18 protein-coding genes are annotated in these 21,543 nt (G+C 71.2%); 11 read left to right on the forward strand and 7 right to left on the reverse strand.

Going from position 1 to position 21,543, the window contains the following annotated elements; translation table 11 throughout:
* Positions 1 to 65: 65 nt before the first annotated feature.
* Complete coding sequence (locus ACQ0O7_RS37015; protein WP_430789555.1) at positions 66 to 2,798, forward strand: BTAD domain-containing putative transcriptional regulator; 2,733 nt, start codon at positions 66 to 68, stop codon at positions 2,796 to 2,798.
* Positions 2,799 to 2,856: 58 nt separating this feature from the next.
* On the opposite strand, the gene ACQ0O7_RS37020 is transcribed toward ACQ0O7_RS37015, so the two are convergent.
* Both ACQ0O7_RS37020 and ACQ0O7_RS37025 read right to left on the reverse strand, forming a co-directional pair.
* Positions 2,857 to 3,378: a response regulator transcription factor gene (locus ACQ0O7_RS37020; protein WP_430789557.1), complete on the reverse strand. Its 522-nt coding sequence runs from the start codon at positions 3,376 to 3,378 to the stop codon at positions 2,857 to 2,859.
* 47 nt (positions 3,379 to 3,425) lie between these two features.
* Positions 3,426 to 4,175: a hypothetical protein gene (locus tag ACQ0O7_RS37025; protein ID WP_430789559.1), complete on the reverse strand. Its 750-nt coding sequence runs from the start codon at positions 4,173 to 4,175 to the stop codon at positions 3,426 to 3,428.
* Positions 4,176 to 4,355: 180 nt separating this feature from the next.
* Here ACQ0O7_RS37025 and ACQ0O7_RS37030 point away from each other — a divergent pair, with 180 nt between their 5' ends.
* From ACQ0O7_RS37030 to ACQ0O7_RS37065, 8 genes are read left to right on the forward strand one after another with little or no spacing between them, the layout of a single operon-like run.
* Entirely contained in the window at positions 4,356 to 4,652 is a 297-nt protein-coding gene (locus ACQ0O7_RS37030; RefSeq protein ID WP_203794083.1) for a WXG100 family type VII secretion target, read from the forward strand.
* Positions 4,653 to 4,682: 30 nt separating this feature from the next.
* Positions 4,683 to 9,056 carry an FtsK/SpoIIIE domain-containing protein gene (locus tag ACQ0O7_RS37035; protein WP_430789883.1) on the forward strand — a complete coding sequence of 1,458 codons (4,374 nt, stop codon included), beginning with the start codon at positions 4,683 to 4,685 and terminating at the stop codon, positions 9,054 to 9,056.
* 28 nt (positions 9,057 to 9,084) lie between these two features.
* Positions 9,085 to 9,372 carry a hypothetical protein gene (locus ACQ0O7_RS37040; protein ID WP_430789561.1) on the forward strand — a complete coding sequence of 96 codons (288 nt, stop codon included), beginning with the start codon at positions 9,085 to 9,087 and terminating at the stop codon, positions 9,370 to 9,372.
* Complete coding sequence (locus ACQ0O7_RS37045) at positions 9,369 to 10,667, forward strand: hypothetical protein (RefSeq protein WP_430789563.1); 1,299 nt, start codon at positions 9,369 to 9,371, stop codon at positions 10,665 to 10,667. Before ACQ0O7_RS37040 ends, ACQ0O7_RS37045 begins: the two co-directional genes overlap by 4 nt.
* Complete coding sequence (locus tag ACQ0O7_RS37050) at positions 10,667 to 11,329, forward strand: hypothetical protein (RefSeq protein WP_430789565.1); 663 nt, start codon at positions 10,667 to 10,669, stop codon at positions 11,327 to 11,329. Before ACQ0O7_RS37045 ends, ACQ0O7_RS37050 begins: the two co-directional genes overlap by 1 nt.
* Positions 11,326 to 11,973, forward strand: a complete 648-nt coding sequence (locus ACQ0O7_RS37055) for a hypothetical protein (protein ID WP_430789567.1) — start codon at positions 11,326 to 11,328, stop codon at positions 11,971 to 11,973. Before ACQ0O7_RS37050 ends, ACQ0O7_RS37055 begins: the two co-directional genes overlap by 4 nt.
* Before the next feature lie 17 nt (positions 11,974 to 11,990).
* Entirely contained in the window at positions 11,991 to 13,595 is a 1,605-nt protein-coding gene (locus tag ACQ0O7_RS37060; RefSeq protein ID WP_430789569.1) for an RICIN domain-containing protein, read from the forward strand.
* A gap of 5 nt (positions 13,596 to 13,600) precedes the next feature.
* Positions 13,601 to 14,989, forward strand: coding sequence for a S8 family serine peptidase (locus ACQ0O7_RS37065; RefSeq protein WP_430789571.1), 1,389 nt, complete (start codon positions 13,601 to 13,603; stop codon positions 14,987 to 14,989).
* A 69-nt stretch (positions 14,990 to 15,058) separates the two neighbouring features.
* Here the strand turns inward: ACQ0O7_RS37065 and ACQ0O7_RS37070 are convergent, their stop codons facing one another.
* The 5 genes from ACQ0O7_RS37070 to ACQ0O7_RS37090 form a co-directional block, all read right to left on the reverse strand.
* The gene (locus tag ACQ0O7_RS37070) at positions 15,059 to 15,928 is read right to left on the reverse strand and encodes a quinone oxidoreductase family protein (protein WP_430789573.1); all 870 of its coding nucleotides are present in this window, start codon (positions 15,926 to 15,928) and stop codon (positions 15,059 to 15,061) included.
* Between the two features lie 86 nt (positions 15,929 to 16,014).
* Entirely contained in the window at positions 16,015 to 16,377 is a 363-nt protein-coding gene (locus tag ACQ0O7_RS37075) for a hypothetical protein (protein WP_430789575.1), read from the reverse strand.
* Positions 16,374 to 17,237: an extradiol ring-cleavage dioxygenase gene (locus ACQ0O7_RS37080; protein WP_430789577.1), complete on the reverse strand. Its 864-nt coding sequence runs from the start codon at positions 17,235 to 17,237 to the stop codon at positions 16,374 to 16,376. Before ACQ0O7_RS37080 ends, ACQ0O7_RS37075 begins: the two co-directional genes overlap by 4 nt.
* Before the next feature lie 9 nt (positions 17,238 to 17,246).
* Positions 17,247 to 17,990, reverse strand: coding sequence for a citryl-CoA lyase (locus tag ACQ0O7_RS37085; protein ID WP_430789580.1), 744 nt, complete (start codon positions 17,988 to 17,990; stop codon positions 17,247 to 17,249).
* Positions 17,975 to 19,108: a CaiB/BaiF CoA transferase family protein gene (locus tag ACQ0O7_RS37090; protein ID WP_430789582.1), complete on the reverse strand. Its 1,134-nt coding sequence runs from the start codon at positions 19,106 to 19,108 to the stop codon at positions 17,975 to 17,977. The genes ACQ0O7_RS37085 and ACQ0O7_RS37090 overlap by 16 nt, the downstream gene beginning before the upstream one ends.
* 166 nt (positions 19,109 to 19,274) lie before the next feature.
* Here ACQ0O7_RS37090 and ACQ0O7_RS37095 point away from each other — a divergent pair, with 166 nt between their 5' ends.
* Both ACQ0O7_RS37095 and ACQ0O7_RS37100 read left to right on the forward strand, forming a co-directional pair.
* Positions 19,275 to 20,696 carry an amidohydrolase family protein gene (locus ACQ0O7_RS37095; RefSeq protein WP_430789584.1) on the forward strand — a complete coding sequence of 474 codons (1,422 nt, stop codon included), beginning with the start codon at positions 19,275 to 19,277 and terminating at the stop codon, positions 20,694 to 20,696.
* Between the two features lie 4 nt (positions 20,697 to 20,700).
* Entirely contained in the window at positions 20,701 to 21,504 is an 804-nt protein-coding gene (locus ACQ0O7_RS37100; protein WP_430789586.1) for an IclR family transcriptional regulator domain-containing protein, read from the forward strand.
* Positions 21,505 to 21,543 lie beyond the last annotated feature (39 nt).

Genomic DNA, 21,543 nt, shown 5'->3' on the forward strand with positions numbered 1-21,543 from the left:
CGGAAATCTAACTGCGCTATCGTTACCACCCGCTTTCGCCCGTCCGGGTCACGAGGAGTCCGCAGTTGGCAGCACCGAAGGCTGTCCCGCGACTGCGGGTCGTGGGGCTCGGTCCGCTCACCGCCCTCCTCGACGACCGGGAGATCGACCTCGGGCCGCCCAAGCAGCGCGCCGTCTTCGCGGTGCTCGCCCTCTGCTCCGGTGTCGCCGTCTCCCGGGACGAGATGGTCGACCGGGTGTGGGGCGAGACCGCGCCGACCACCGCGGCGGGCAGCCTGCACACCTATCTGACCGGTCTGCGCCGGGCGCTCGGCGACGCGCAGGAGCTGCTGGTCAGCGATCGGTCCGGCTACCGGCTGCGGTTGGACCGGGAGATGTTCGACGTGGCCCGCGCGGAGGATCTGGCCCTCCGGGCGAGGACCGGGAAGAACCTTCTGGTGTACGCCGAAGCCCTGGCACTGTGGCCGCCCGGCACCGCGCTCGCCTCGGTGCCGGGGCCGTTCGTGGCACAGATCCGGGCCCGGCTGGCCGGACTGCGCCTGCAACTGCTGATCGAGCACGCCGAGCTGGCTCCGCCGGGCGCGGACGGGGTGGCCGATCGACTGCTCGCCGAAGTGCCGGCGCATCCGTTCGACGAGCGGCTGAGATCCGTACTCATGCGGGTCCTGCATCGTGGCGGGCGGACGTCCGACGCCCTGGGGCAGTACGCGGACCTGCGTCGCGTCCTCGCCGCGGACCTCGGGATCAGTCCGTCCCCGGCGACCCAGACGGTGTACGCGGAGATCCTCGACGCGGACCGCCCGCCGCCTGCGGTGGTCACCCGGCCGGCCCAGCTGCCGCACGACAACGACGTGTTCGTGGGCCGGTCCGCCGAGTTGCACACGCTGATCGAGAACGCCACCGGGCGGTCCGGGCAGCGCCGCCGGATCGTCACCGTGGCCGGGGTGGGCGGGATCGGCAAGACCGCCTTGGCCGTACGGGCGGGGCACCTGTTGCGGGAGTCCCACCCGGACGGCCAGATCTACCTGAACCTGCGCGGTTTCGACCCGTCACACGCCGCCCTGACCCCGGACGCCGCCCTGCACCGGCTGCTGACCTCGGTCGGCGCCCGCAACGTGCCCGGCGGCCGGGAGGAACGCATCGCGCTGTGGCGCAGCCTGCTCGCCGACAAGCGGATGCTGGTGATCCTGGACAACGCGGCGTCGGCCGAGCAGGTGGAGGATCTGCTGCCCGGCGGCGCCACCTGCTTCGTCATCGTGACCAGCCGCAACCGGCTGTCCGGGCTGACCGTCCGGCACGCCGCCCGCCGGATCCCGCTGGGCCCGCTGAGCGAGCCGGAGTCGCTGAACCTGCTGAGCAGCACGGTCGGCCCGGACCGGGTGGGCGCCGAGCCGGAGTCGGCGCGACGGCTGGCCGAGTTGTGCGACAGGTCCCCGTTCGCCCTGCAGATCGCGGCCGAGCAGGTGGTGTCGACGGCCGGCGCCCGGATCGGCGACCTGGTCGGGCAGCTGGAGAACGTGCAGCATCGGCTGGACGCCCTGCAACTGCCGGATGATCCGCTGCTGTCGGTGCGCGGCGTGCTGAACCTGTCGTCGGCCACCCTGGGCGCCGCCGAGGCGCGGGCGTTCCGGCTGCTCGGCGTCCTGCCGGGGGTGAGCGTGTCCCGGCACACCGCGGCGGCGCTGTTCGGTGTCGACCCGGTGCGTGCCGGCGTGTGGCTGTCCGGGCTGGCCGCGCTCTCCCTGCTGGAGCAGGACGGCGGCCGGTTCACCATGCACGACCTGGTCCGGTTGTACGCCGCCGAACTCTCCGCCGATCTCGGGGCCGCCGAGCGGCGGGACGCCCTGGCCCGGGTGCTGGCGTGGTACCGGCTGACGGTGTCCCGGGCCGGCAACGGCATGCTCGACCGGGGCTGGCCGATCGAGACCCCGGAGAGCGACGTGCCGACGATCCACTTCGAGGGGCAGCGCGACTGTCTGCTGTGGTGCATCGGTGAGTCGCCGAACATCACCGCGCTGATCCGGGCGTCCGCCGCGGCCGGGCACCACGGGCCGGTCTGGCACCTGGTCTGCCTGATGTTCGACTACTTCTACACCGCCGGCCATCCGCTGGAGTGGCTGGAGCTGCTGGAGACGGCGTTGCGCGGGGCCGAGGCGGACGGCAACCGGGTGGCCCGCGCGATGCTGCACAACCACAGCAGTGTGGCGTACTCCCGGCTGGGCCGGAACGGTGTCGCGGTGCGGCAGCTCCGGCTCGGGCTGGCACTGCTCGGCGAGCCGGACGACTGGCGGTTCCGGATCAGTCTGCTCGGCAACCTGGCCTCCACACTGCGCGAGGCCAAGCTGTACGCGGCGGCGCTGAACCCGGCGCTGGAGGCCCTCGAACTGGCCGAGCGCGAGGGCATCGACTACTACCTGGCGGCTACCCGTGACGTGCTGTGCGAGCTGTACGCGGAGACCGGTCACTGGTCCGACGCGATGCGGATCGGCGAACCGGGACTGGTGTACGCCCGCCGGTCGCAGAGCCAGATCCTGGAGGCCAACCTGCTGATCAACATCGGCCGGGCCCGGTTCGGCCTGGGCGTGCCGGAGGCCGAGGAGGCGTTCGGGGAGGCGCTGCGGATCAGCGAGGACGCCGGCGACCGCTACCACCAGGCGGTGGCCCTGTTCGGCCTGGCCCGGGTGAGCGGCTCGGCGGACGGTGCCGCGGAGCTGGCCCGCCGGGCCCTGGCCCGGTTCGAGGAGCTGGACGCCGAGGAGGCCGCCGACGTCCGGTCCTTCCTGGCCGAGGACCCCTGATTCGTGTGGTGACCTGTGGCTCGAATCGAGCCACAGGTCACCACACGAATCGGCGACTCTAGACGCGGGACCGCTGCCAGATCAGCACGGCCTCCACCCGGCTGCCGGCGCCGAGCTTGGTGAAGATCCGGTTCACGTGGTTCTTCACGGTCTTCTGCTGCACCCGGAGCAGGGCGGCGATGTCCGCGTTACGCATGCCACGGCAGATCGACTCCATCACCTCGGCCTCCCGCGGGGACAGCGCCGGGCGTTCACAGGCGGCCGGTGGGGTGGCCGACGGGCGCCGGGCCGGGCGGCTGTGCGGGACCAGGGCCAGCCGGTACCGGGCGGTGGCCGGGTCACGGCGCCGGGTGTGCGGGCCGGCCAGGCCGTTCAGGGCCTCGGCGAGCGCGCCGGACGCGGGTGGTGCGCCGACGCTGACCGGGGTGACCGTGACATCGACGGACGGTAACCCGTCGATCAGCACGTCCAGGCCTTTACTGGCGAATTCCTGGCGGATGTGCGCGAGGATCTCCGGACTGGAGATCGCGATACGCACCCGTCCGCCGGCCGCGCCCGGGGTGGGGGGAACCGTGGGCATGACCGCCAGTCTGCTGCGGTCCGCTTCACGGTCTCTTCACGAACGCTTCACGGCCGCATGCTCAGCGTCTCAGCGAACAGCCCGGTGTCGATGGTTCCGTCCATCGACACGGTGAGACGCCAGGTCGCGTTCTCGGCGTCGACCGCCACCACCGCCCAGCGCCGGTCCGCCTGCTCCAGCAGCCGGTCGACCAGGTAGAGGTCGCGGCCCTGTGGCCGGGCGGCGAACAGGACGATCCCACCCTCCGGGGCCTCCAGCATGTGGGCGACCTCGACCAGCCGGGACGCATCCCAGCCGGTGAAGTCGGCGTCCGGTTCGAAACCGACCCGGATCACCCGGGTCCCGGCCGCCCACGGTCCGGTGGTCAGCCGTCGTGACCAGGATCGGACCATGCCGTGGGCCAGTGCGGGATCCCCCGTCAGGCTGATCAGGCCGCCGGCTTCGGCGAGATTGAGCATCACCCGCCCGTCGGTGGACGCACCGGCCGACACCAGCAGCGGGAACGGCTCGGCGATCCGGTCGCTGACCGGGGTGCCGTGCAGTTCGTGCAGCGGTATCCACCAGGTGCGCCCGAACCGTTCGGCGGTCCACCCGGGCGGAGGGGCCTCGTCCGGGGTGGTCAGCCGCAGGGTCACCGACTCCGGCCCGAGGACCAGAGCACCGACCCGGGGAAGCGGGCGTTGCCATTCGTCGCACGCGGTGGCCAGAGCCCGTGCGGCATGGGCGACGGTCCAGGCGCCGGAGCGTTCGTGGGGGCTGTTCTTGCCGTGGGTGCCCTGAGTGCCCGGCCTGTTCATCCGGCGATCGTCGGCACGGGCGGTAACCGCTGTCAACGACTCCGGTTCACCCTCCTGGGCCCAGGGGCCCAAGATCGCCTACCGAATCTGGACCTTCCCGGCGGGTCTTCCTACTTTGGTCGAGTTGCCGATCGCCGGGCCGGGCGTGCAGCGCGGCTCGCACTTCGAAGGGAATACCCGATGGCGAACCTCAATATCACCTACGGTGAGATGCAGGACAGCGCGACCCGGATGCGCAACAACAAGAACGAGATCGACTCTCGTCTGACCGAGTGCAAGTCCATCGTGGACAACCTGACCAACTCCGGCTTCGTCACCGACACCGCCTCCAAGGAGTTCGAGACGGTCCACACCGAGTTCGTCGGCGCGGCCAACGAGCTGATGGAGAACCTCACCCTGCTCTCCGAGTGGCTGGACAAGGCCGTCGAGGCGCTCCGCTCGATGGACACCGAGCTGGCCGGCTCCCTCAAGAAGTAACAACACCACCAGAGGGAGTACGCCGTGCGCATGCTGATCACGCTCGCGTCGCCGGAGGCGTGGTCGGCCGACGTGGTCGTGGACGCCGAACCCACCACTCCGGTGCGGGACATCGTCAAGACGCTGCTGGACAGTCTGGATCCGTCGGCTTTCGCGCACGGTGCTATTCCTGACACGGGTGCGGTCCACCTCGGCGACCGACCGCTCGACCTGGATCTGCCGTTGTCCGCCAGTGGCGTGCACGACGGGTCGGTCCTGTGGATCGGTGGCCCGGGGCCCGCGCCGTACGGCACCACCGGTGGCCTGGTCACGATTCGAGCCGTGACCGGCGCCGGTGCCGGGCGGGTCTGGTCGCTCGGTCCGGGCGAGCACCGGATCGGCGCGGTCGAGGGCAGCGCGGTCCGGCTGGACGGTGTCCCGCCGGTGGCCGCGATCGTCCGGGTCACCTTCGACGCCGAGGTGCACGTCCGCGGGGTCGAGGGCACGCTGCTGCTGGACCGGGAGGCGCTCGCCGCCGGTGAGGTGGTCTGGCGCGACACCTCGCAGCTGACCGCCGGCCCGACCACGCTGGAGGCGCACCCGCTGCTGCACCCGGACGCGGTGATCGAACCGTCGCCGGAGAACGAATACCTGGACTACAACCGCCCGCCCCGGCTGCTGCCGCCGAAACGGCAGGACAAGTTCAAGATCCCGGCCGAGCCGAAGCCGCCGCAGCCGAACGCCCTGCCGTGGCTGGCCGCGATGCTGCCGGCCGTCTTCGGCATCGTCATGTCGACGGTGCTGCGCAACCCGATGTACCTGATGTTCGCGGCGATGACCCCGATCATGGTGTTCGGCAACTGGTGGACCAGCCGTCGCCAGGGCAAGACCGGGTTCAAGGCCCAGCTGGCCGAGCACCGCGCCCGGGTGGCCGCGATCGAGGACCACATCGCCGAGACCACCGTCCTGGAGCGCTCGGACCGGCGGGTGGCCTCCCCGGACCCGGCCGAGCTGCTGATGGTCGCGACCGGCCCGCGCGCCCGGCTGTGGGAGCGCCGCACCACCGACCCCGACCACCTGGTGGTCCGGGTCGGCATCGCCGACCTGCCCAGCATGATCACCGTGGAGGAGGCCGGCCGGGACCGGCAGACCGACCGGATCCTGGTCGACGTCCCGGTGGCGTTCTCGATCAAACTCGCCGGTGTGGCCGGGGTGGCCGGCCGCGGCGAGTGGCCGCGGCGCCTGGCACGGTGGATCACCGGCCAGCTCGCGGTCGCACAGAGCCCCCGGGACCTGCAGATCTATGTGCTCACCGACGCGGGTGGCAGCGCCCTGTGGGAGTGGGCCGCCTGGCTGCCGCACACTCGGCCGGCGCTGGGCCAGCAGACCCTCACCCTGATCGGCATGGACGCCGAGACGACCGCCCGGCGGATCGCCGAGCTGCTCGAACTGGTCGACGCCCGGCGCCGGGCCCGGATGAACACCGGATCCGGGGTGGCGACCGACGACCCGGACGTGGTGGTGGTGCTGGACGGCGCCCGCCGGCTGCGTGCCCTGCCCGGTGTGGTCTCGCTGCTGCTCGCCGGCCCGGCGGTCGGCGTCTACTTCATCTGCATCGACAGCGACGAGCGCACCCTGCCGGAGGAGTGTTCGACGATGGTCCTCGGCGGCGACGGGCTGCCGACCACGCTGCGCCAGCAGCGGGCCGCGACCATCGAGGGCATCCGGGTCGACGAGGTGATCGACGACTGGTTCCCGAACACGGCCCGCCGCCTCGCCCCGATCCGCGACATCAGCGACACCGCCGGGGACGCCGCGCTGCCGTCCGCCGCCCGGCTGCTCGAAGTGATCCAGCTGGAGGACCCGTCGGTCGGCGCGATCAGCGCCCGGTGGAACGCCTCGCCGCGCAACACCCGCGCGGTGATCGGCTACAGCATGGACGGCCCGTTCGCGCTGGACCTGGTCGCACACGGCCCGCACGGTCTGGTCGCCGGCACCACCGGCGCGGGCAAGTCGGAGTTCCTGCAGACCGTGGTGGCCTCGCTGGCGGTGGCGAACCGCCCGGACGCGATGAACTTCGTGCTGGTCGACTACAAGGGCGGCGCGGCCTTCAAGGACTGCGTCGACCTGCCGCACACCGTCGGCATGGTCACCGACCTGGACACCCACCTGGTGGAGCGGGCGCTCACCTCGCTCGGCGCCGAGCTGACCCACCGGGAGCACCTGCTGGCCGCGGTCGGCGCCAAGGACATCGAGGACTACGTCGACTACTCCACCCGGCGGCCGGTCCCGGAGGTCATCCCCCGGCTGCTGATCGTCATCGACGAGTTCGCGTCGATGGCCCGGGAGCTGCCCGACTTCGTCACCGGCCTGGTCAACATCGCGCAGCGGGGCCGGTCGCTGGGCATCCACCTGATCCTGGCCACCCAGCGCCCCAGCGGCGTGGTGTCGGCCGAGATCCGGGCCAACACCAACCTGCGGGTCGCGCTGCGGGTCACCGACGCGACCGAGAGCTCCGACGTGATCGACGCCCGGGAGGCGGCCAGCATCTCGCCGGCCACCCCGGGACGCGCGTACGCCCGGCTCGGCCACAGTTCACTGATCCCGTTCCAGACCGGCCGGGTCGGTGGCCGCCGCCCCCAGCAGAACGTCGCCGAGTCGGTGGTCGCGCCCTTCCTGCACCAGGTCGGCTGGCCGGACCTGGGCCGCCCGGTCCCGCAGCGCCCCCGCCAGGCGGTCGAGGTCGACGAGGCCACCGACCTGTCCGTGCTGGTGTCGACGATCCGGCAGGCCAACGACATGCTCGGGATCGCCCGGCAGCGCCGCCCGTGGCTGCCGGCCCTCCCCACCAACACGGTGGCCGACCTGGCCACCGAGCCGCGGGTGGACAGCCGGGGCGAGCCGACGTTCGCCTGGGCCGTGCAGGACCTGCCGAAGAGCCAGCAGCAGGTGCCGCTGACCATCGACCTGTCGACCTTCGGCCACCTGCACATCATCGGCGCGCCCCGGTCCGGCCGATCGCAGGCGCTGCGCACCATCGCCACCGCCGCGGCCTCCGCGGCGAGCACCGCCGACCTGCACATCTACGGCCTGGACTGCGGCAACGGCGCGCTGCTGCCGATCACCCGGTTCCCGCACTGCGGGGCGGTCGCCCAGCGCACCGACGTGGAACGGGCCGGCCGGCTGCTCCAGCGCATGCACGAGGAGGTGCAGCGCCGGCAGCGGATCCTGGGCCAGGGCGGGTTCGCCGACCTGACCGAGCAGCGGGCCACCGCGCCGAAGGCCGAGCGCCTGCCGCACATCCTGCTGCTGCTGGACCGGTGGGAGGGCTTCCTCGGCACGCTCAGCGAGCACGACAACGGCACGCTGACCGACCAGATCTACACCCTGCTGCGGGAGGGCGCCAGCACCGGTGTGCACCTGATCGTGGCCGGTGACCACAGCCTGCTCAGCGGCCGGATGGCCTCGCTCGTCGAGGAGAAACTGGTGCTGCGGCTCTCGGACCGGACCGATGCCGCGCTGGCCGGGCTGAACCCGCGCAAGATCCCGGAGAACATGCCGGCCGGCCGGGCCTACCGGGCGGTGTCCCAGATCGAGGTGCAGGTCGCCCTGATCGCCGCGGACGCGAGCGGCCCGGCGCAGGTGGCCGCCATGCACGAGATCGCGGCCGGGCTGACCGAGCGGGACGTGGACGTGCCCCGTGCCCAGCGTCCGCAGAAGATCGCGACGATGCCCACCGAGCTCGACTTCGAGCAGGCCTGGGAGCTGGTCGGCACACCGAAGCCGGGCTTCGCTCTGATCGGCGTCGGCGGCGACGACCTGGCGCCGATCGGGGTCAACCCGCTGCAGGACGCGCCGACGTTCCTGATCGCCGGCCCGTCCCGCTCCGGCCGGAGCACGGCGCTGAAGGTGATGGCCGAGTCGCTGCTGCGCTCCGGTGTGGAGCTGGTGATCGGCGCGCCGATGCGTACACCGCTGCTGGACCTGGTCGGCAAGCCCGGTGTGCGTGGCGCGGTGACCGGTGAGAACCCGGCCGAGGAGGAGTTCTCCGCACTGATCGAGACCGGGGACGCCCCGGTCGCGCTGCTGGTGGACGACGCCGAGGTGTGGCGGGACGTCGCCGCGAAGGACTACCTGCGCCAGCTCACCCGGACCGCGTCCGGCAAGAGCCGTGCGGTGATCATCGCCGGGGAGATCTCTTCGGTGGCGATGGGCTTCTCCGGCTGGCAGGTGGAGGTCAAGAAGAACCGGCGGGGAGCGCTGCTGTCCCCGCCGACCCTGAGCGCCGGCGATCTGGTCGGTGTCCGGTTGACCCGGGCCGCCATCGCGGACAAGGTGGTGCCCGGTGTGGCCCGGGTGCACCTCGGCGACGGAACCCTTCAGGCAGTTCAGATTCCTCTGCTGGAACAGGCGGCGGGCGCGTGAACACGACGACACGGAAGGCGGTGTGCTGATGGCCGACATCGTGGTCAAGGGACTCAACGATCTGTCGCGCAACCTCGGTGAGATCATCCATCAGTTCAAGGGGGCGCTGGACCTCGAGAACGGGCTGGAGAAGCAGTGGGGCCAGCACAACGCGAACCTGTCGATGGGTGACTTCGCGGACAACTGGACCGGCAACCGGGACAAGATGGTCGAGGACCTGGAGAAGTTCAAAGAGCGCATCGACAAGGCCGACGAGGCCTGGACCGAGGCGGACCTGCAACTCTTCAAGACTCTGCAGAGTGACGGAGAACAGTGAGCGACGGCCGTATCAAGACCATGCGCGCGTCCGATCCGGCCCGGATCGAGGAGGCGCACAAGCGGTACAAGCACATCTCCGACACCATCGAGGACACGGTCAGTCAGCTGTCCAAGATCGTCAGTGCCGGCGAGAGCGGCCTCAAGGGCAGCTGGGCCGAGAAGATCAAAGAGGACGCCGAGTCGATCAAGGAGAGCCTGCAGAAGGCCGGCGTCCGGTATCACGACGCGGCCACCGAGATCGGCATCTACCAGCCGGAACTCGAGAAGGCCTTCACCGACGTCGGCGCGGCCGAGACCGCCGAGGCGGACGCGAACGCCTCGCTGAGCCGGGCCAGCGCCCTGCCCGACCCGCAGAAGGGCCCGGACGGCACCATCTCGCCCGAGGAGGAGCAGAAGGGCGTCGACAAGAAGCGCCTCCAGGACGAGGCGAGCGGCGACGTCACCACCGCCAAGAACAAGCTGAACGCGGCGCTGGACGCGCTGGGCGTGGCGGGCAAGCGCCTGGGCGACGCGGTGAACTGCAAGAACTACGACGACGGTCTGACTGACAAGATCAACTGGAAGATCATGCAGTTCTTCAAGTGGGTCAGCAAGATCTTCGGATACATCGCGCTGGCCTTCGCCTTCCTGGCGGTGTTGTTCCCCGGCGTCGGATGGATCGTGGTCGCCGGGGTGGTCGCCGGCGCGGTCACACTGATCGCCGACAGCGTCCTGCTGGGCGGCGGCGACGGCAGTGTGCTCTCGGTGGTCCTGGGCGCGGTCGGGCTGGGTCTCGCCGGCCTGGGCGCCGCGGTCGCCAAGTTCGGTTCCAAGATCGGGGCCATGGTCAGCAGCTGGAAGGGCTTCCAGAACGGCTTCGGCGCCAAGTGGACGCTCATCCTGGGCCCGAACGGCAAGGTGACCAACATCAAGTTCACCTTCAACGGCATCGGCATGGGCGCGCCCGGCAGCATCGGCTTCCGGGAAGGCCTCAAGAACATGTTCACCGGCTTCTGGGGCAACTTCAAGAACGGCTTCGGCAACATGTTCCTCAACGGCTGGGGCGGCTTCAAGGGCAGCCTCAACGGCCTGATGAGCACCTGGTGGAAGAACTTCGCCGGGATCGGCACGTTCAAGGACCTGAGCTGGCTCAAGGGCCTGCCGTTCCTCAACGGGGGCTTCAACGGCCTGGGCACCTTCCTGCAGACCACCTGGGGCGCCTGGGGCGGCCTCAACCAGGCGTTCGGCATCGGGGTCAGCATCGTCGTCGCGACCATGCAGGCGATGGAACACCCGGCGCTCGGGGACGCGTGATGCTGCCGATCTCCTGGACCTGGGACCTGGTCCCGGCCGCCGACGAGGACCGGGACGCCTGGATCGCGTCGATGGCGAAGATCCTCGACGAGATGGTCGGCGACCAGATCGCGGTGGCCCGGGCCAACTGGCCGGCCGACTCACCCGAGGCGTTCCCGTTCGAGGCCGGCGCGATGGGCACGGCGGTCGCCGGTGACCTGATCGAGCGCGCCGACGCTCTGCCCGAGGGCTTCCGCCTGATCTGGGGCGCCGGCTTCTTCGGCGAGCAGGTGCGCTGGGTGCCGCTGATGCTGCTGGCCGAGTTCCGGGCGCCGCGGGAGGGCGAGGACCCCGCCTATCTGATGTCGGTCGTCGGCGCCGAGGGGCTGCCGGACGACATCCGCCCACCGAACGTCGAGTACTTCTCCACCTCCCGGGGCGACGGCGTGCGGGTCATCGCGCTGGCGCAGACCGAGGAGGAGGGCACGTACGGCCGGGTGCACGCCGCCCTGCGCCTGGAACGGCCGGAGGGTGACCTCGACGTCCTGCTGGAGACCCGGATCGCCGACTTCGAACAGCTCGGGGCGATCGGCGACGGGATCGAGGCGGCGATGAACCTGCTCGCCGACAGCCCCCAGCTGCGCTTCATTCCCGGGACCGCCCCTGAACAGGACCCCTCGTGATCGACTACGAACTCGTCATCCCCACCGGCTGGGTGCACATCCCGACCCTCCCGGAGTACACGAAACTGCGCGACCGCAACATCGAGGAGATCATCAAGCGGGCGCTGCCGGACACCCTGCCCCGGGACAAGGCCGGCCCGTGGCGGCGGATCCTGCGCAAGGACATGACCGAGGCCGCCGTCGAGGCCCAGCGCTCGGGAGCCCGCGGCCTGGTCATGCCGGTGTCCGAGATGCAGGGCATGCGCCTGCCCGGCTCGCTGCTGCTGACCGTGATCGGGGCCGACGACGGCGAGCCCGAGGACCCGGTGTCGGTGCTGAACTCGGTCCTCGCCGACGCCGGTGACAACGGGATCGCCCTGGAGATCGGCGGCTGCCCGGCCGTCCGGGTCCAGCAGATCATCGACAGTGAACCCCTGAAACGCAAAGCCCCTTCGGTACGGGTGAGCTACTACGTGGCCGCCCCGGACGCTCCCGGGGTGTGGGGCCTGCTCACCTTCACCGTGCTCACCGACGGTGACGTCGAGGCCGAGGAGGTGCAGGCCATCACGCTGCTCTTCGACGCGGTGGTCGGCACGCTGCGATGGTCCGACCGGGTCGACGTCCCCACCGAGGACGAAGTGCTCGCCCAACTCCCCTCTGACTGACTTAGAAAGCGGTACTGATGTTCCGGATGCCGAGCCTGAGCCGCCCGGTCTTCCTGGGTTCCGCCCTGGCCCTGATCACCCTGCTCGGGGCCGGCGCCTTCGTGGCACGGCAGGCGGCCAACGCCGCCGAGCCCCTGGAGGGTGGCACGGTGTCCGCCGGTGACCTGCGGATCCTGTCGAGCGCGAGCCGGTCCTGCCCGGCGCTCACCCCGGCGCGGCTGGCCGGCCAGGTGATGGCCGCCTCCGCGTTCGGCGCCACACCGGTCGAGGGGATGCGCGACAACGGCGCCACCGGCGTGGCCGCGCTGACCCCGCAGCAGTGGCAGCAGAACATCCCGTGGGAGGGCGCGCAGCCCACCGACCGGGAGGCCGCGATCACCGCGCTGGCCCACCTGACCTGTGGTCTGACCGGTCAGGCCCGCGCGCTGAACCTCGGCGAGGACCCGTGGAAGCTGGCGCTGGCGGCGCGGCGGATCGGCCTGGACGGGGTGATCAAGGCCGGTGGCCTGGGCGACGCCAAGGACCACGTGGACACCGTCGACAGGTACGCCACCTGGTACGCCCTGCAGCCCGAGTTCGGTGGCGCCGCGGCGTCCCCGCCGGCGATCGGTGGCTACACCGCGGCCGGCACGGTGGTCCCGGTCCCGGACGCCTACGTGGCCGCGGTCGTCAGCGGTGGCAAGGTGTGCGCCGAGGTGCCGCCGGCTCTGCTCGCCGCGCAGGTGATGGCCACCTCCGGATTCGACCCCGGCAAGCTCGGCCCGGCCGGTGAGCAGGGCATCGCCCAGTTCCTGCCGCGGGTGTGGCAGGCCAACGTCAAGGCGGCCAACCGCAGCCCGTGGCAGCCGGTGGTCTCCATCCAGGTGCTCGGCCGGACCATGTGCAAGCTGGTCAAGAAGTCCGGCGGCCAGTACGCCCCGGCTCTGGCCGCCTTCACCCGCGGCAGCGACGCCGCGGCGGTGACCGCGCTGGCCGAGACGATCACCAAGGCCCAGGAGGAGTACGCCAAGGACACCCGCCTCCAGGTGGCCCCGAAGAACACCGCCCCGGCCGTACCGAAGCCGTCCAAATCGTCGGCCCCGAAGCCCAAGGAGACCGGCCGGGCCAACCAGCCGGCGATCAAGGCGACCGAGGTCAAGAGCGGCAACTACGGGCCGTACTTCATCCTCAACCTGGCCACCGAGATGTGCGTCGACATCGGCGGCTACGGCCCCGGCGTCGAGGGCGGCGACGTCAACCAGTTCCCCTGTGCCAAGACCACCGATGACAACCAGGAGTGGACGTTCGAGCCGCGCGGTGTGGACGGCGACGGCAACCAGCTCTACTGGATCCGCAACGTCGACGACGGGCGCTGCATCGACGCGCCGGGCAAGGAAGCCGTGGGCGGTGGCACCGAGCTGCGGGAGAGTCTCTGCCTGCCCGACGACAACCAGGACTTCCGACTGGAGAAGAAGAAGACCGTCGGCAAGTTCGTCTACTACTGGATCGTCAACGCGGTCGGCGGCAACTGCCTGGACGTGACCGGCAGCGGCGACGGCGGTGCGGACGCCCGGCTGACCCTGTCCACCTGCAAGGCCAACGACGACCATGACTGGGCGCTTGTCGAGAAATCCGAGTGGTGAGGACGATGACGAGACTCCGGGCCGTCGCGGCGGCCGCCGCCCTGGGCGCGGTGCTGGCCACCACGCCGATGTCACCGGCCCGAGCCGAACCACCGGCCGGCGCCGCGGTGAACCGGTACTACTACACGGTCACCGCCTCCTACCAGGGCTCCCCGGAGAACCTGTGGGAGATCGCGTCCCGGTTCCTCGGCGACCCCGCACGGGCCGGTGAGATCCTCGACCTGAACTCGGGCCGGGTCCAGCCGGACGGCGAACGCCTCTCCGACCCGAGCCGGCTGAGCGCGGGCTGGCATCTGGTGCTGCCCTGGGACGCGGTCGGCCCGGACCTGCGGCAGGGCCCGGTGCCGGCCGGCGACGGCGGCGGCACCTCCTGCGCCCGGCAGGAGAACCTGCCGCCCGTCGCGAACTGGGGACAGACCCTGCTCACCCCGAGCCAGGTGTGGAAGACCACGAACGGCTCCGGCGTGAAGGTGGCGGTGATCGCCTCCGGCGTCGACGGCTCGGCCCCGGAGCTGGGCGGCCGGGTCAACGCGGGCGCCGACCTCACCGGCGGCACCGGGCGCGGCGACCTGGGCTGCCGGGCGGGCACCGGGCTGGCCGGCATCATCGCCGGCGAGGACGGCCAGGACGGCGCGAGCTACGGGGTGGCGCCCGGCGCGCGGATCGTGCCGATCAAGGCCGGTGTCAAGCTGACCCCGGCCCTCACCGCCACCGGCATCGGTGTCGCGGTGTCGGCCGGCGCCCGGGTGATCCTGATCGGTTCCGCGATCGACGCCCGCGACCCGGCGGTGGTCGGCGCGGTCAGCGACGCGATCAGCCGGGACGTGGTGGTGGTGCTGCCCGCGACGTCGACCGCGGACCCGGCCGGCGGGCTGATCCGGGCCGGTGCGGCCGGCCAGGACAAGCAGCCGGCCGGCGAGCACCTCGGCGGGTCGGCCGACGTGCTGGCGCCCGGCGTACGGGTGGCGACCATCGGGCGGGTCGGCAGCGGCGACGAGTACGCGGCCGCCTGGGCGGCCGGCACGGCCGCCCTGATCCGCTCGGCGTACCCCGGCATGCACGCCGCCGAGGTGACCGAACGGCTGGTGGCGACCGCCGCGGACGGCCTGGTCAGCCCGGTCGCCGCGGTGAACACGCCGTTGCCGTCGGCGACCGCGAACGCCACGCCGGCCTCGGCGGCCAGCGGCATGGACACCCTGAGCAAGGCGCTGACCTGGGCCGCGGTGATCCTGGCGATCCTCCTGCTGCTGCCCTACCTGCTGCAGCGCCCGGTGCGGATGGTGAACCAGGCGATGACCCGCCGCCGGGAGCGGCAGCAGGCCCAGGCGACCCTGGCCCGGCTGACCACCGGCGCCGACGACGAGTTCTGGGACGCCCCGACCGCCGCCCGCTGACGGGACGCCGGTTCGTGTGCCGATTTCCGGCTCGAATCGAGCCGAAAATCGGCACACGAACGCAGGCCCTCAGATCAGGGTCAGCACGATCCGGCCGGTGGCGTGGCCCGCGGCTTGGCGTTCCCACGCGTCGGCCACGTCGCCGAACGGGACGATCTCGTGGTCCACGGTGAGCCGCCCGGCCGCCGCGTGCCCGGCGATCTCGGTCAGGGCGGCGGCCCGCTCGGCCACCGACAGGCCGTTGTTGGTGTAGCCGATCACCCGTAATGATCCGCCCCGCAGCGTCGCCGAGTCGATCGGCGCGGTGGGGGCCGCCGACGATCCCAGGTTGACCAGCCGCCCACCCGGCCGCAGCACCCGCAGCGCGGCCGCCGCCGGCACCCCGAAGACCGGGTCGAGCACCAGATCGGCCGGCCCGTCGAGCACCGGCCGCAGCCGTTCGGCGAGTTCGTCGACGCCGTCCCCGGGCAGCAGCGGCACGACGGCGTCCGCACCCGGGGACGCGGCCCGTGACGAGGCGGCCCGGGTCACCGCTATCACCCGGCGGGCGCCGGCCAGCCGGGCGAGCTGGACCGCAGCCTGCCCGACCACCCCGCCGGCGCCGAGCACGATCACCTGCTCCCCGGCGGCGAGCCCACCGGCCGAGTGCAGGGCCTGGTGGGCGGCGACGGCGGACAGCCCGAGAGCCGCGATCAGCACCGGAGGCACGTCGCCGGGCAGCGGCACCACATCCTCCGGCGGCACGGTCACCACCGACGCCATGGCGCCGTCCCCGGGCCGCATCCCGGCGGCGGTGGCGAACCAGACCGGGGTCCCGCCGGGGAGTGTGCCGACCCCCTGGACCCCTGGCACGTACGGCGTGGATGGTGTCCCGAAATAGCTGGTCCCGGAGGCGCACAGCAGGTCGAGCGGGGTGATCGGCACCGCCGTGACGGTCACCGTCAGTTCTCCGTCGGCGGGCGCCGGCGCCGGCCGTGACTCGACGGCCGGCGGCTGGCCGCAGATCCTCAGCACCGCCGCGCGGATCACGTGGCGATGTCCGGGTAGGGCCGGGTGACGTGGGCGAGCGCGGCCCCGTACGCCTTCTGGTATTCGAGGGGTTCGGTGTTGTCCCGTTCGAACACCGCGATCAGCAGGGTGAGCGTGAGGAACGGGTGGGCCCCGAACTCGAAGAGCCGCACGTGGTCGCGGGCGACGAGGGCGTCCCGCTCCTCGTCGGTGAGGGCCAGCCAGGTGGAGTCCTCGCCGTCGTGACAGTTCAGCAGCTTGTTGGCCATCGTGGACTCCCACCAGGCGACCAGTTCGGCGGGGTCGTCCCGGTAGCGTTCGACGAGTGCGGGATCCCGGTCGACGGTGAACAGGAACTTGTTCAGCAGGTACCTACTCATGCCGGAGCCCCCTGCGGATACCAGGTGAAGTACGCCTCCATGGTGTGGAACAGGTCGAGCGTGTCGACGTAGTCGGCTTTCACCCCGGCCCCGGCGACACCCATCATCAGCATGAAGTCCATGAACCCGTGGGTGGCGTTGCCCGGCTCGTGCAGGCTGTCCAGGGTCACCTCGCGCAGGCAGCCGTCCAGATCCCCGTTGGCGATCCACTGGACGGCCCGCTGGTCGAACTCCGGGTCGGGCCCGTGCGGGCCGAACTGCCGGGGTCCGCCCAACTCCAGCGACAGGTGACCGGTTCCGATCACCGCGACCCGCAGGTGGGACGGCCACTGTTCGATGATCGTCCGAACGGTCTCGCCGAGTTTGACGAACCGGGACGGCTGCGGCAGCGGTGGCGCGAAGATGTTGGTGTAGATCGGCACGATCGGCAGGTCGGCTTCCGGCCGCAGCGTGATGATCGGGCAGGTCACGCTGTGGTCGATGCGCAGCTCGTTGCTGAACGCCAGGTCGAATCCCTCGTCGAGGCCGGCCCGCAGAATGTGTGCGGACAGGTCCTCCTGGCCTTTCAGCCGCATCTTCGGCAGGCCGAACTCGCGTTCCTCGTTGTACCAGTTGGCGTCGTAGAACGGCGCCTTGCCGACCAGGAACTGTGGCATGTTGTCCAGCCACAGCTGGTGGAAGTGGTCCGAGCCGACCATCACCAGCACGTCCGGCCGCGCCCTGGTCAGGGTCTCCCGGAACGCGGTGATCTTGCGGACCCACTCGTCGGCGAACGGGGGCCGGTCGTCGCCGGTGGCGGTGCTGGCCCGGTAGTAGAAGGGGTGATGCGTCGAGGCGATGACCGCGACGATGCTGGCCATGGTGAATCCTTAGGGTTCGTATACCGCGTTGCGGTCGACCGTCATGTACACGTCGTTGGCGATGGGCCGGCGGTGCTCCTCGGCGATCTGGCCGAGCAGCCCGGCGGCGCGGGCGAGCAGGGCGAAACCCCGCAACATCTCCACCGGGAGACCGAGATCGGCCAGCGCCGCCCCGCAGACCCCGGCGCCGTTCAACGGCAACTTCTTGGGGTGTACGGCGGCAATCCCCTCCAACAGCCGCAGATGGGGTCCGTACAGCCCCTCCTCCTGGGCGATGGTGATCAGCACGGGCGTACGCGGGTCCCGCACCTTGTGCACCGGATGCCCGAGCCCGGGGATCCGTGCGCCGGAGCCGGCGATGTCTGAGGCGGTCCGGCCGTCGCGCAGGGCCTCGGCCAGGAAGCGTCCACAGTCCTCGGTGACACCCAGGAACCGGGAGCCACCGCCGAGCAGCCCGGCGGCCATCGCGCCCTGGATCGAGTCGGGCGCGGACAGATAGGTGAGCCGGGCCGCGATGGCCGTCGGGGTGAACCCGTGATCGGCCAGCGCGACCAGCACCGCCTCGAACACCCGCACCTCACCGGGAGTGGGCCGGCGGTTGGCGACCAGCCAGAACGCCAGCTCGCCGAACCCCACCTTCCCCATCAGGTCGGCGGCCAGGTCCTGTCCGAGCAGGGAGATCGAGTCGGCGTCGGACGTACCCAGGCCGGTCGGGAATCTCAGTCCTGGGTTTGAATTCAGCTCAGTAGCCATGCGCGGATCTCCTCGCCGTGCTCGTCCAGACCGGGCGGTGGCAGCTCGTACGCCGGTGGGGTCTCGGAGAACGTGATCGGGTTGCGGACCGACGGGACGCCACCGGAGTCGATCACCGGGTGGAGGCCCAGCTCGCCGGCGTACGCCACGCCCTCGTCGATGGTGTTGATCGGCGCGCACGGCACCCCGGCGGCCAGCAGGTCGCGGAACCACTCGTCCCGGGTGCGGGTGGCCAGCCGGGCGAGCAGGAGGGGCCGCAGCTCGTCCCGGTTGGCGGTGCGGTCCTGGTTGCGACCGAATCGGGGGTCCTCCGGCAGCTCGGGCAGGCCGAGGACCTGGCACAACTTGCGGAACTGCCCGTCGTTGCCGGCGATCACGATCAGATCGCCGTCGGCGGTGGGCAGTGGCTCGTACGGGAAGAGGCTGGGGTGTGCGTTGCCCATCCGGAACGGCACGGTGTCCCCGGCGACGTAGGCGCTGGAGTGGTTGACCAGGCCGGACAGCGCCGAGCTGAGCAGGTTGACCTCGACGTGCTGGCCCCGGCCGGTGCTCGCGCGGTGGTTCAGGGCGGCCAGGATGCCGATGCTCGCGTGCATCCCGGCCATCACGTCGAAGACCGAGATCCCGGCCCGGTACGGCGAACCGTCCGGATCACCGGTCAGGCTCATCAGCCCGGAGATCGCCTGGACCATCAGGTCGTACCCGGGCAGGGACGCGCCCGCTCCGGAGCCGAAGCCGCTGATGCTGGCATAGACGACCTTCTGGTTGCTCGCGGACACGCTCGGATAGTCGAGGCCGAATCGGGCCAGTCCGCCGGGCCGGAAGTTCTCGATCATCACGTCGGCGCGGCGGGCCAGCTCCTGAGCGGCCGCCAGATCGCCGGGGTCCTTCAGGTCCAGCGCGATGGAGCGCTTGTTGCGGTTGATGCCGAGGTAGTAGGTCGAGACGCCGTCGCGCACCGGTGGCATCCAGGTGCGGGTGTCGTCGCCGCCGGGCCCCTCCACCTTGATCACCTGAGCGCCGAGGTCGGCCAGGAGCATCGTCGCGTAGGGCCCGGCGAGGATCCGGGAGAAGTCGGCGACGAGCAGGCCCGCCAGCGGTCCAGGATGCGTAGTCACTAGCTACCGTCCGTTCTACGGACACTTGTCCGTGAGATCAGCGTCTCCCCGTTCAGCTGCGATGTCAACATCCCCGAAACAAACGCTTGACCCTAAAGGTGACCTGGAGCACTCTAGGGAAATCGCTCTGCCCGTACAGCGGACAGGCGTCCGAAAGAAGGTGACGATGACTGTGATTTTTCGGAACGGCCTGGTGCTGACCATGGACGACGAGCGGCGGGTGCTCCCCGGCGCCGACGTGCTCGTGGTCGACGGCCGCATCGCCGGGATCGGATACGGCCTGACGGCCCCGGACGGCGCCGAGGAGATCGACGCCTCCGGTGGGATCGTGATGCCCGGCATGATCGACACGCACCGGCACATGTGGCAGACCGCGATGCGCGGCTACGGCGCCGACTGGACCCTCACCCAGTATTTCGTCTGGTACTACCTGGAATCCGGGAGACACTTCCGGCCCGAGGACGTCTACGCCGGCAACCTGCTCTCCGCGATCGAGGCCCTCGACTCCGGCGTCACCACCACCGTCGACTGGTCGCACGGACTCCAGACCGTCCAGCACGCCGACGCCGCGGTGGACGCCCTGGAGGCGGTGCCCGGCCGGTTCGTCCTCGCCTACGGCAACATCCAGCAGGGCCCCTGGGAGTGGTCCACCTCCGCCGAGTTCCGCGACTTCCACCGGCGGCGGATCGACGGCGGGAGGCTGGCCGGCTTCCAGCTCGCCTTCGACGTCACCGGTGACCCCGCGTTCCCCGAACGGGCCGCCTTCGAGACCGCCCGTGAGCTGGGCGTCCCGGTCACCACGCACGCCGGGGTGTGGGGCGCCACCAACGACGACGGCATCCGCCTGATGTACGACAACGGCTTCATGACCCCCGGCACCGTCTACGTGCACGCGGCCACGCTCAGCGCCGACTCGTACCACCGGATCGCCGCCACCGGCGGATCGGTCTCGGTCTCCACCGAGAGCGAGCAGAGCGCCGGCCAGGGCTACCCGCCCACCTGGCAGCTGCGGAAATACGGCATCCCGGTGTCGCTGTCGATGGACACCAGCGTCTGGTGGAGCGGCGACCTGTTCTCCGCCATGCGCACCACGCTCGGCGCCGACCGCTCCCGGGAGCACCTGGAGGCGCACGCCGGCAAACAGACCGTCACCAACCACCACCTGCGCGCCGATCACGTGGTCGACTGGGCCACCCGGGGCGGCGCCCGCAGCCTCGGGATGGACTCCGAGGTCGGCTCGCTCACCGTCGGGAAGCAGGCCGACGTGGTGCTGCTCAAGAACGACGCGTCACCGGTGATGTTCCCGATCCTCAACCCGTACGGCCACGTGGCCTTCCAGGCCCAGCGCGGCGACGTGCACACGGTGCTGGTCGGCGGCCGGGTGGTGAAACGGGACGGCCGGCTCGTCGACGCCGATCTGGCGTCCGCCCGGGCCAAGGTCCAGGCCACCGTCGATCACCTGCGCGAGACGATGGGGGAGGAGGCCTGGCTGCGCGGGATGAACCCGGACATCCCCGAGGCCCAGCTCTTCGACAACCCCTATCAGTACACCCAGTGGGACGCGGGCAGCGCGGAATGGAAGCATTAGCCGGGTGACCGACATCGGAAGGGGCGCGGGGCCCGACTTCATCGAGGCGCTCGCGCGTGGCCTCGACGTCCTGCGTTCCTTCCGCCCCGGCACGCCGTCGATGACATTGAGCGAGATCGCCGGGCAGACCGGGCTGGCCCGGCCGACCGTGCGGCGCATCCTGATCACCCTGGAGTCGCTGGGCTACGTGCGCGGCGCCGGCCGGGGCTACGCCCTCACCCCGCGGGTCCTCGATCTGGGCATGGCGTACGTGAACGCGCTGAGCATGTGGGACGTGGCCCGGCCGCACATGGAGAAGCTGGTCGCGCGGACCAACGAGTCCACCTCGATGGCCCAGCTGGACGGCAGCGACATCGTGTACGTGGCGAGGGTGGCCGTACCCAAGATCGTCACGCTCGCGGTGACCATCGGCACCCGGTTCCCGGCCGCCGCGACCTCGATGGGCAAGATCCTGCTGGCGGCTCTGCCGCCGGGCGCGGTGACCGGGGTGCTGGCCGAGCCGTCCCGCTCCGGCATCACCCCGCGCAACCTGCCGGCCCCGGCCGAGCTGGAGTCCATGCTGCGGGAGATCCGGGCCAAGGGATGGGCGCTGGCCGATCAGGATCTGGCGCCCGGGGTCCGCTCGGTGGCCACCGGCGTGCGTGACGGCGAAGGCCGGGTAGTGGCTGCCATCAATGTGACGGTGCATGCCGCGGAGACCTCGGTGGAGACGCTACTGGAAGATTACCTTCCAAAACTGCTGCGTACGGCCGCGGACATCAGCCACGACTGGAGCCTCACCGCCACGATTCCGTCGACAACCGTGTGATCCGATCGTGGGAGCGCTCCGTATTCCTGTGCACAACCT

The sequence above is a fragment of the Actinoplanes sp. G11-F43 genome (genome assembly GCF_050589265.1).
Lineage (GTDB): Bacteria > Actinomycetota > Actinomycetes > Mycobacteriales > Micromonosporaceae > Actinoplanes.

Coding starts and splice junctions, on each gene's coding strand:
- ACQ0O7_RS37025 (WP_430789559.1), bottom strand. CDS start 4,175: ATGAACAGGCCGGGCACTCAGGGCACCCACGGCAAGAACAGCCCCCAC.
- ACQ0O7_RS37060 (WP_430789569.1), top strand. CDS start 11,991: ATGTTCCGGATGCCGAGCCTGAGCCGCCCGGTCTTCCTGGGTTCCGCC.
- ACQ0O7_RS37035 (WP_430789883.1), top strand. CDS start 4,683: ATGCTGATCACGCTCGCGTCGCCGGAGGCGTGGTCGGCCGACGTGGTC.
- ACQ0O7_RS37080 (WP_430789577.1), bottom strand. CDS start 17,237: ATGGCCAGCATCGTCGCGGTCATCGCCTCGACGCATCACCCCTTCTAC.
- ACQ0O7_RS37050 (WP_430789565.1), top strand. CDS start 10,667: ATGCTGCCGATCTCCTGGACCTGGGACCTGGTCCCGGCCGCCGACGAG.
- ACQ0O7_RS37040 (WP_430789561.1), top strand. CDS start 9,085: ATGGCCGACATCGTGGTCAAGGGACTCAACGATCTGTCGCGCAACCTC.
- ACQ0O7_RS37085 (WP_430789580.1), bottom strand. CDS start 17,990: ATGGCTACTGAGCTGAATTCAAACCCAGGACTGAGATTCCCGACCGGC.
- ACQ0O7_RS37065 (WP_430789571.1), top strand. CDS start 13,601: ATGACGAGACTCCGGGCCGTCGCGGCGGCCGCCGCCCTGGGCGCGGTG.
- ACQ0O7_RS37020 (WP_430789557.1), bottom strand. CDS start 3,378: ATGCCCACGGTTCCCCCCACCCCGGGCGCGGCCGGCGGACGGGTGCGT.
- ACQ0O7_RS37030 (WP_203794083.1), top strand. CDS start 4,356: ATGGCGAACCTCAATATCACCTACGGTGAGATGCAGGACAGCGCGACC.
- ACQ0O7_RS37075 (WP_430789575.1), bottom strand. CDS start 16,377: ATGAGTAGGTACCTGCTGAACAAGTTCCTGTTCACCGTCGACCGGGAT.
- ACQ0O7_RS37095 (WP_430789584.1), top strand. CDS start 19,275: ATGACTGTGATTTTTCGGAACGGCCTGGTGCTGACCATGGACGACGAG.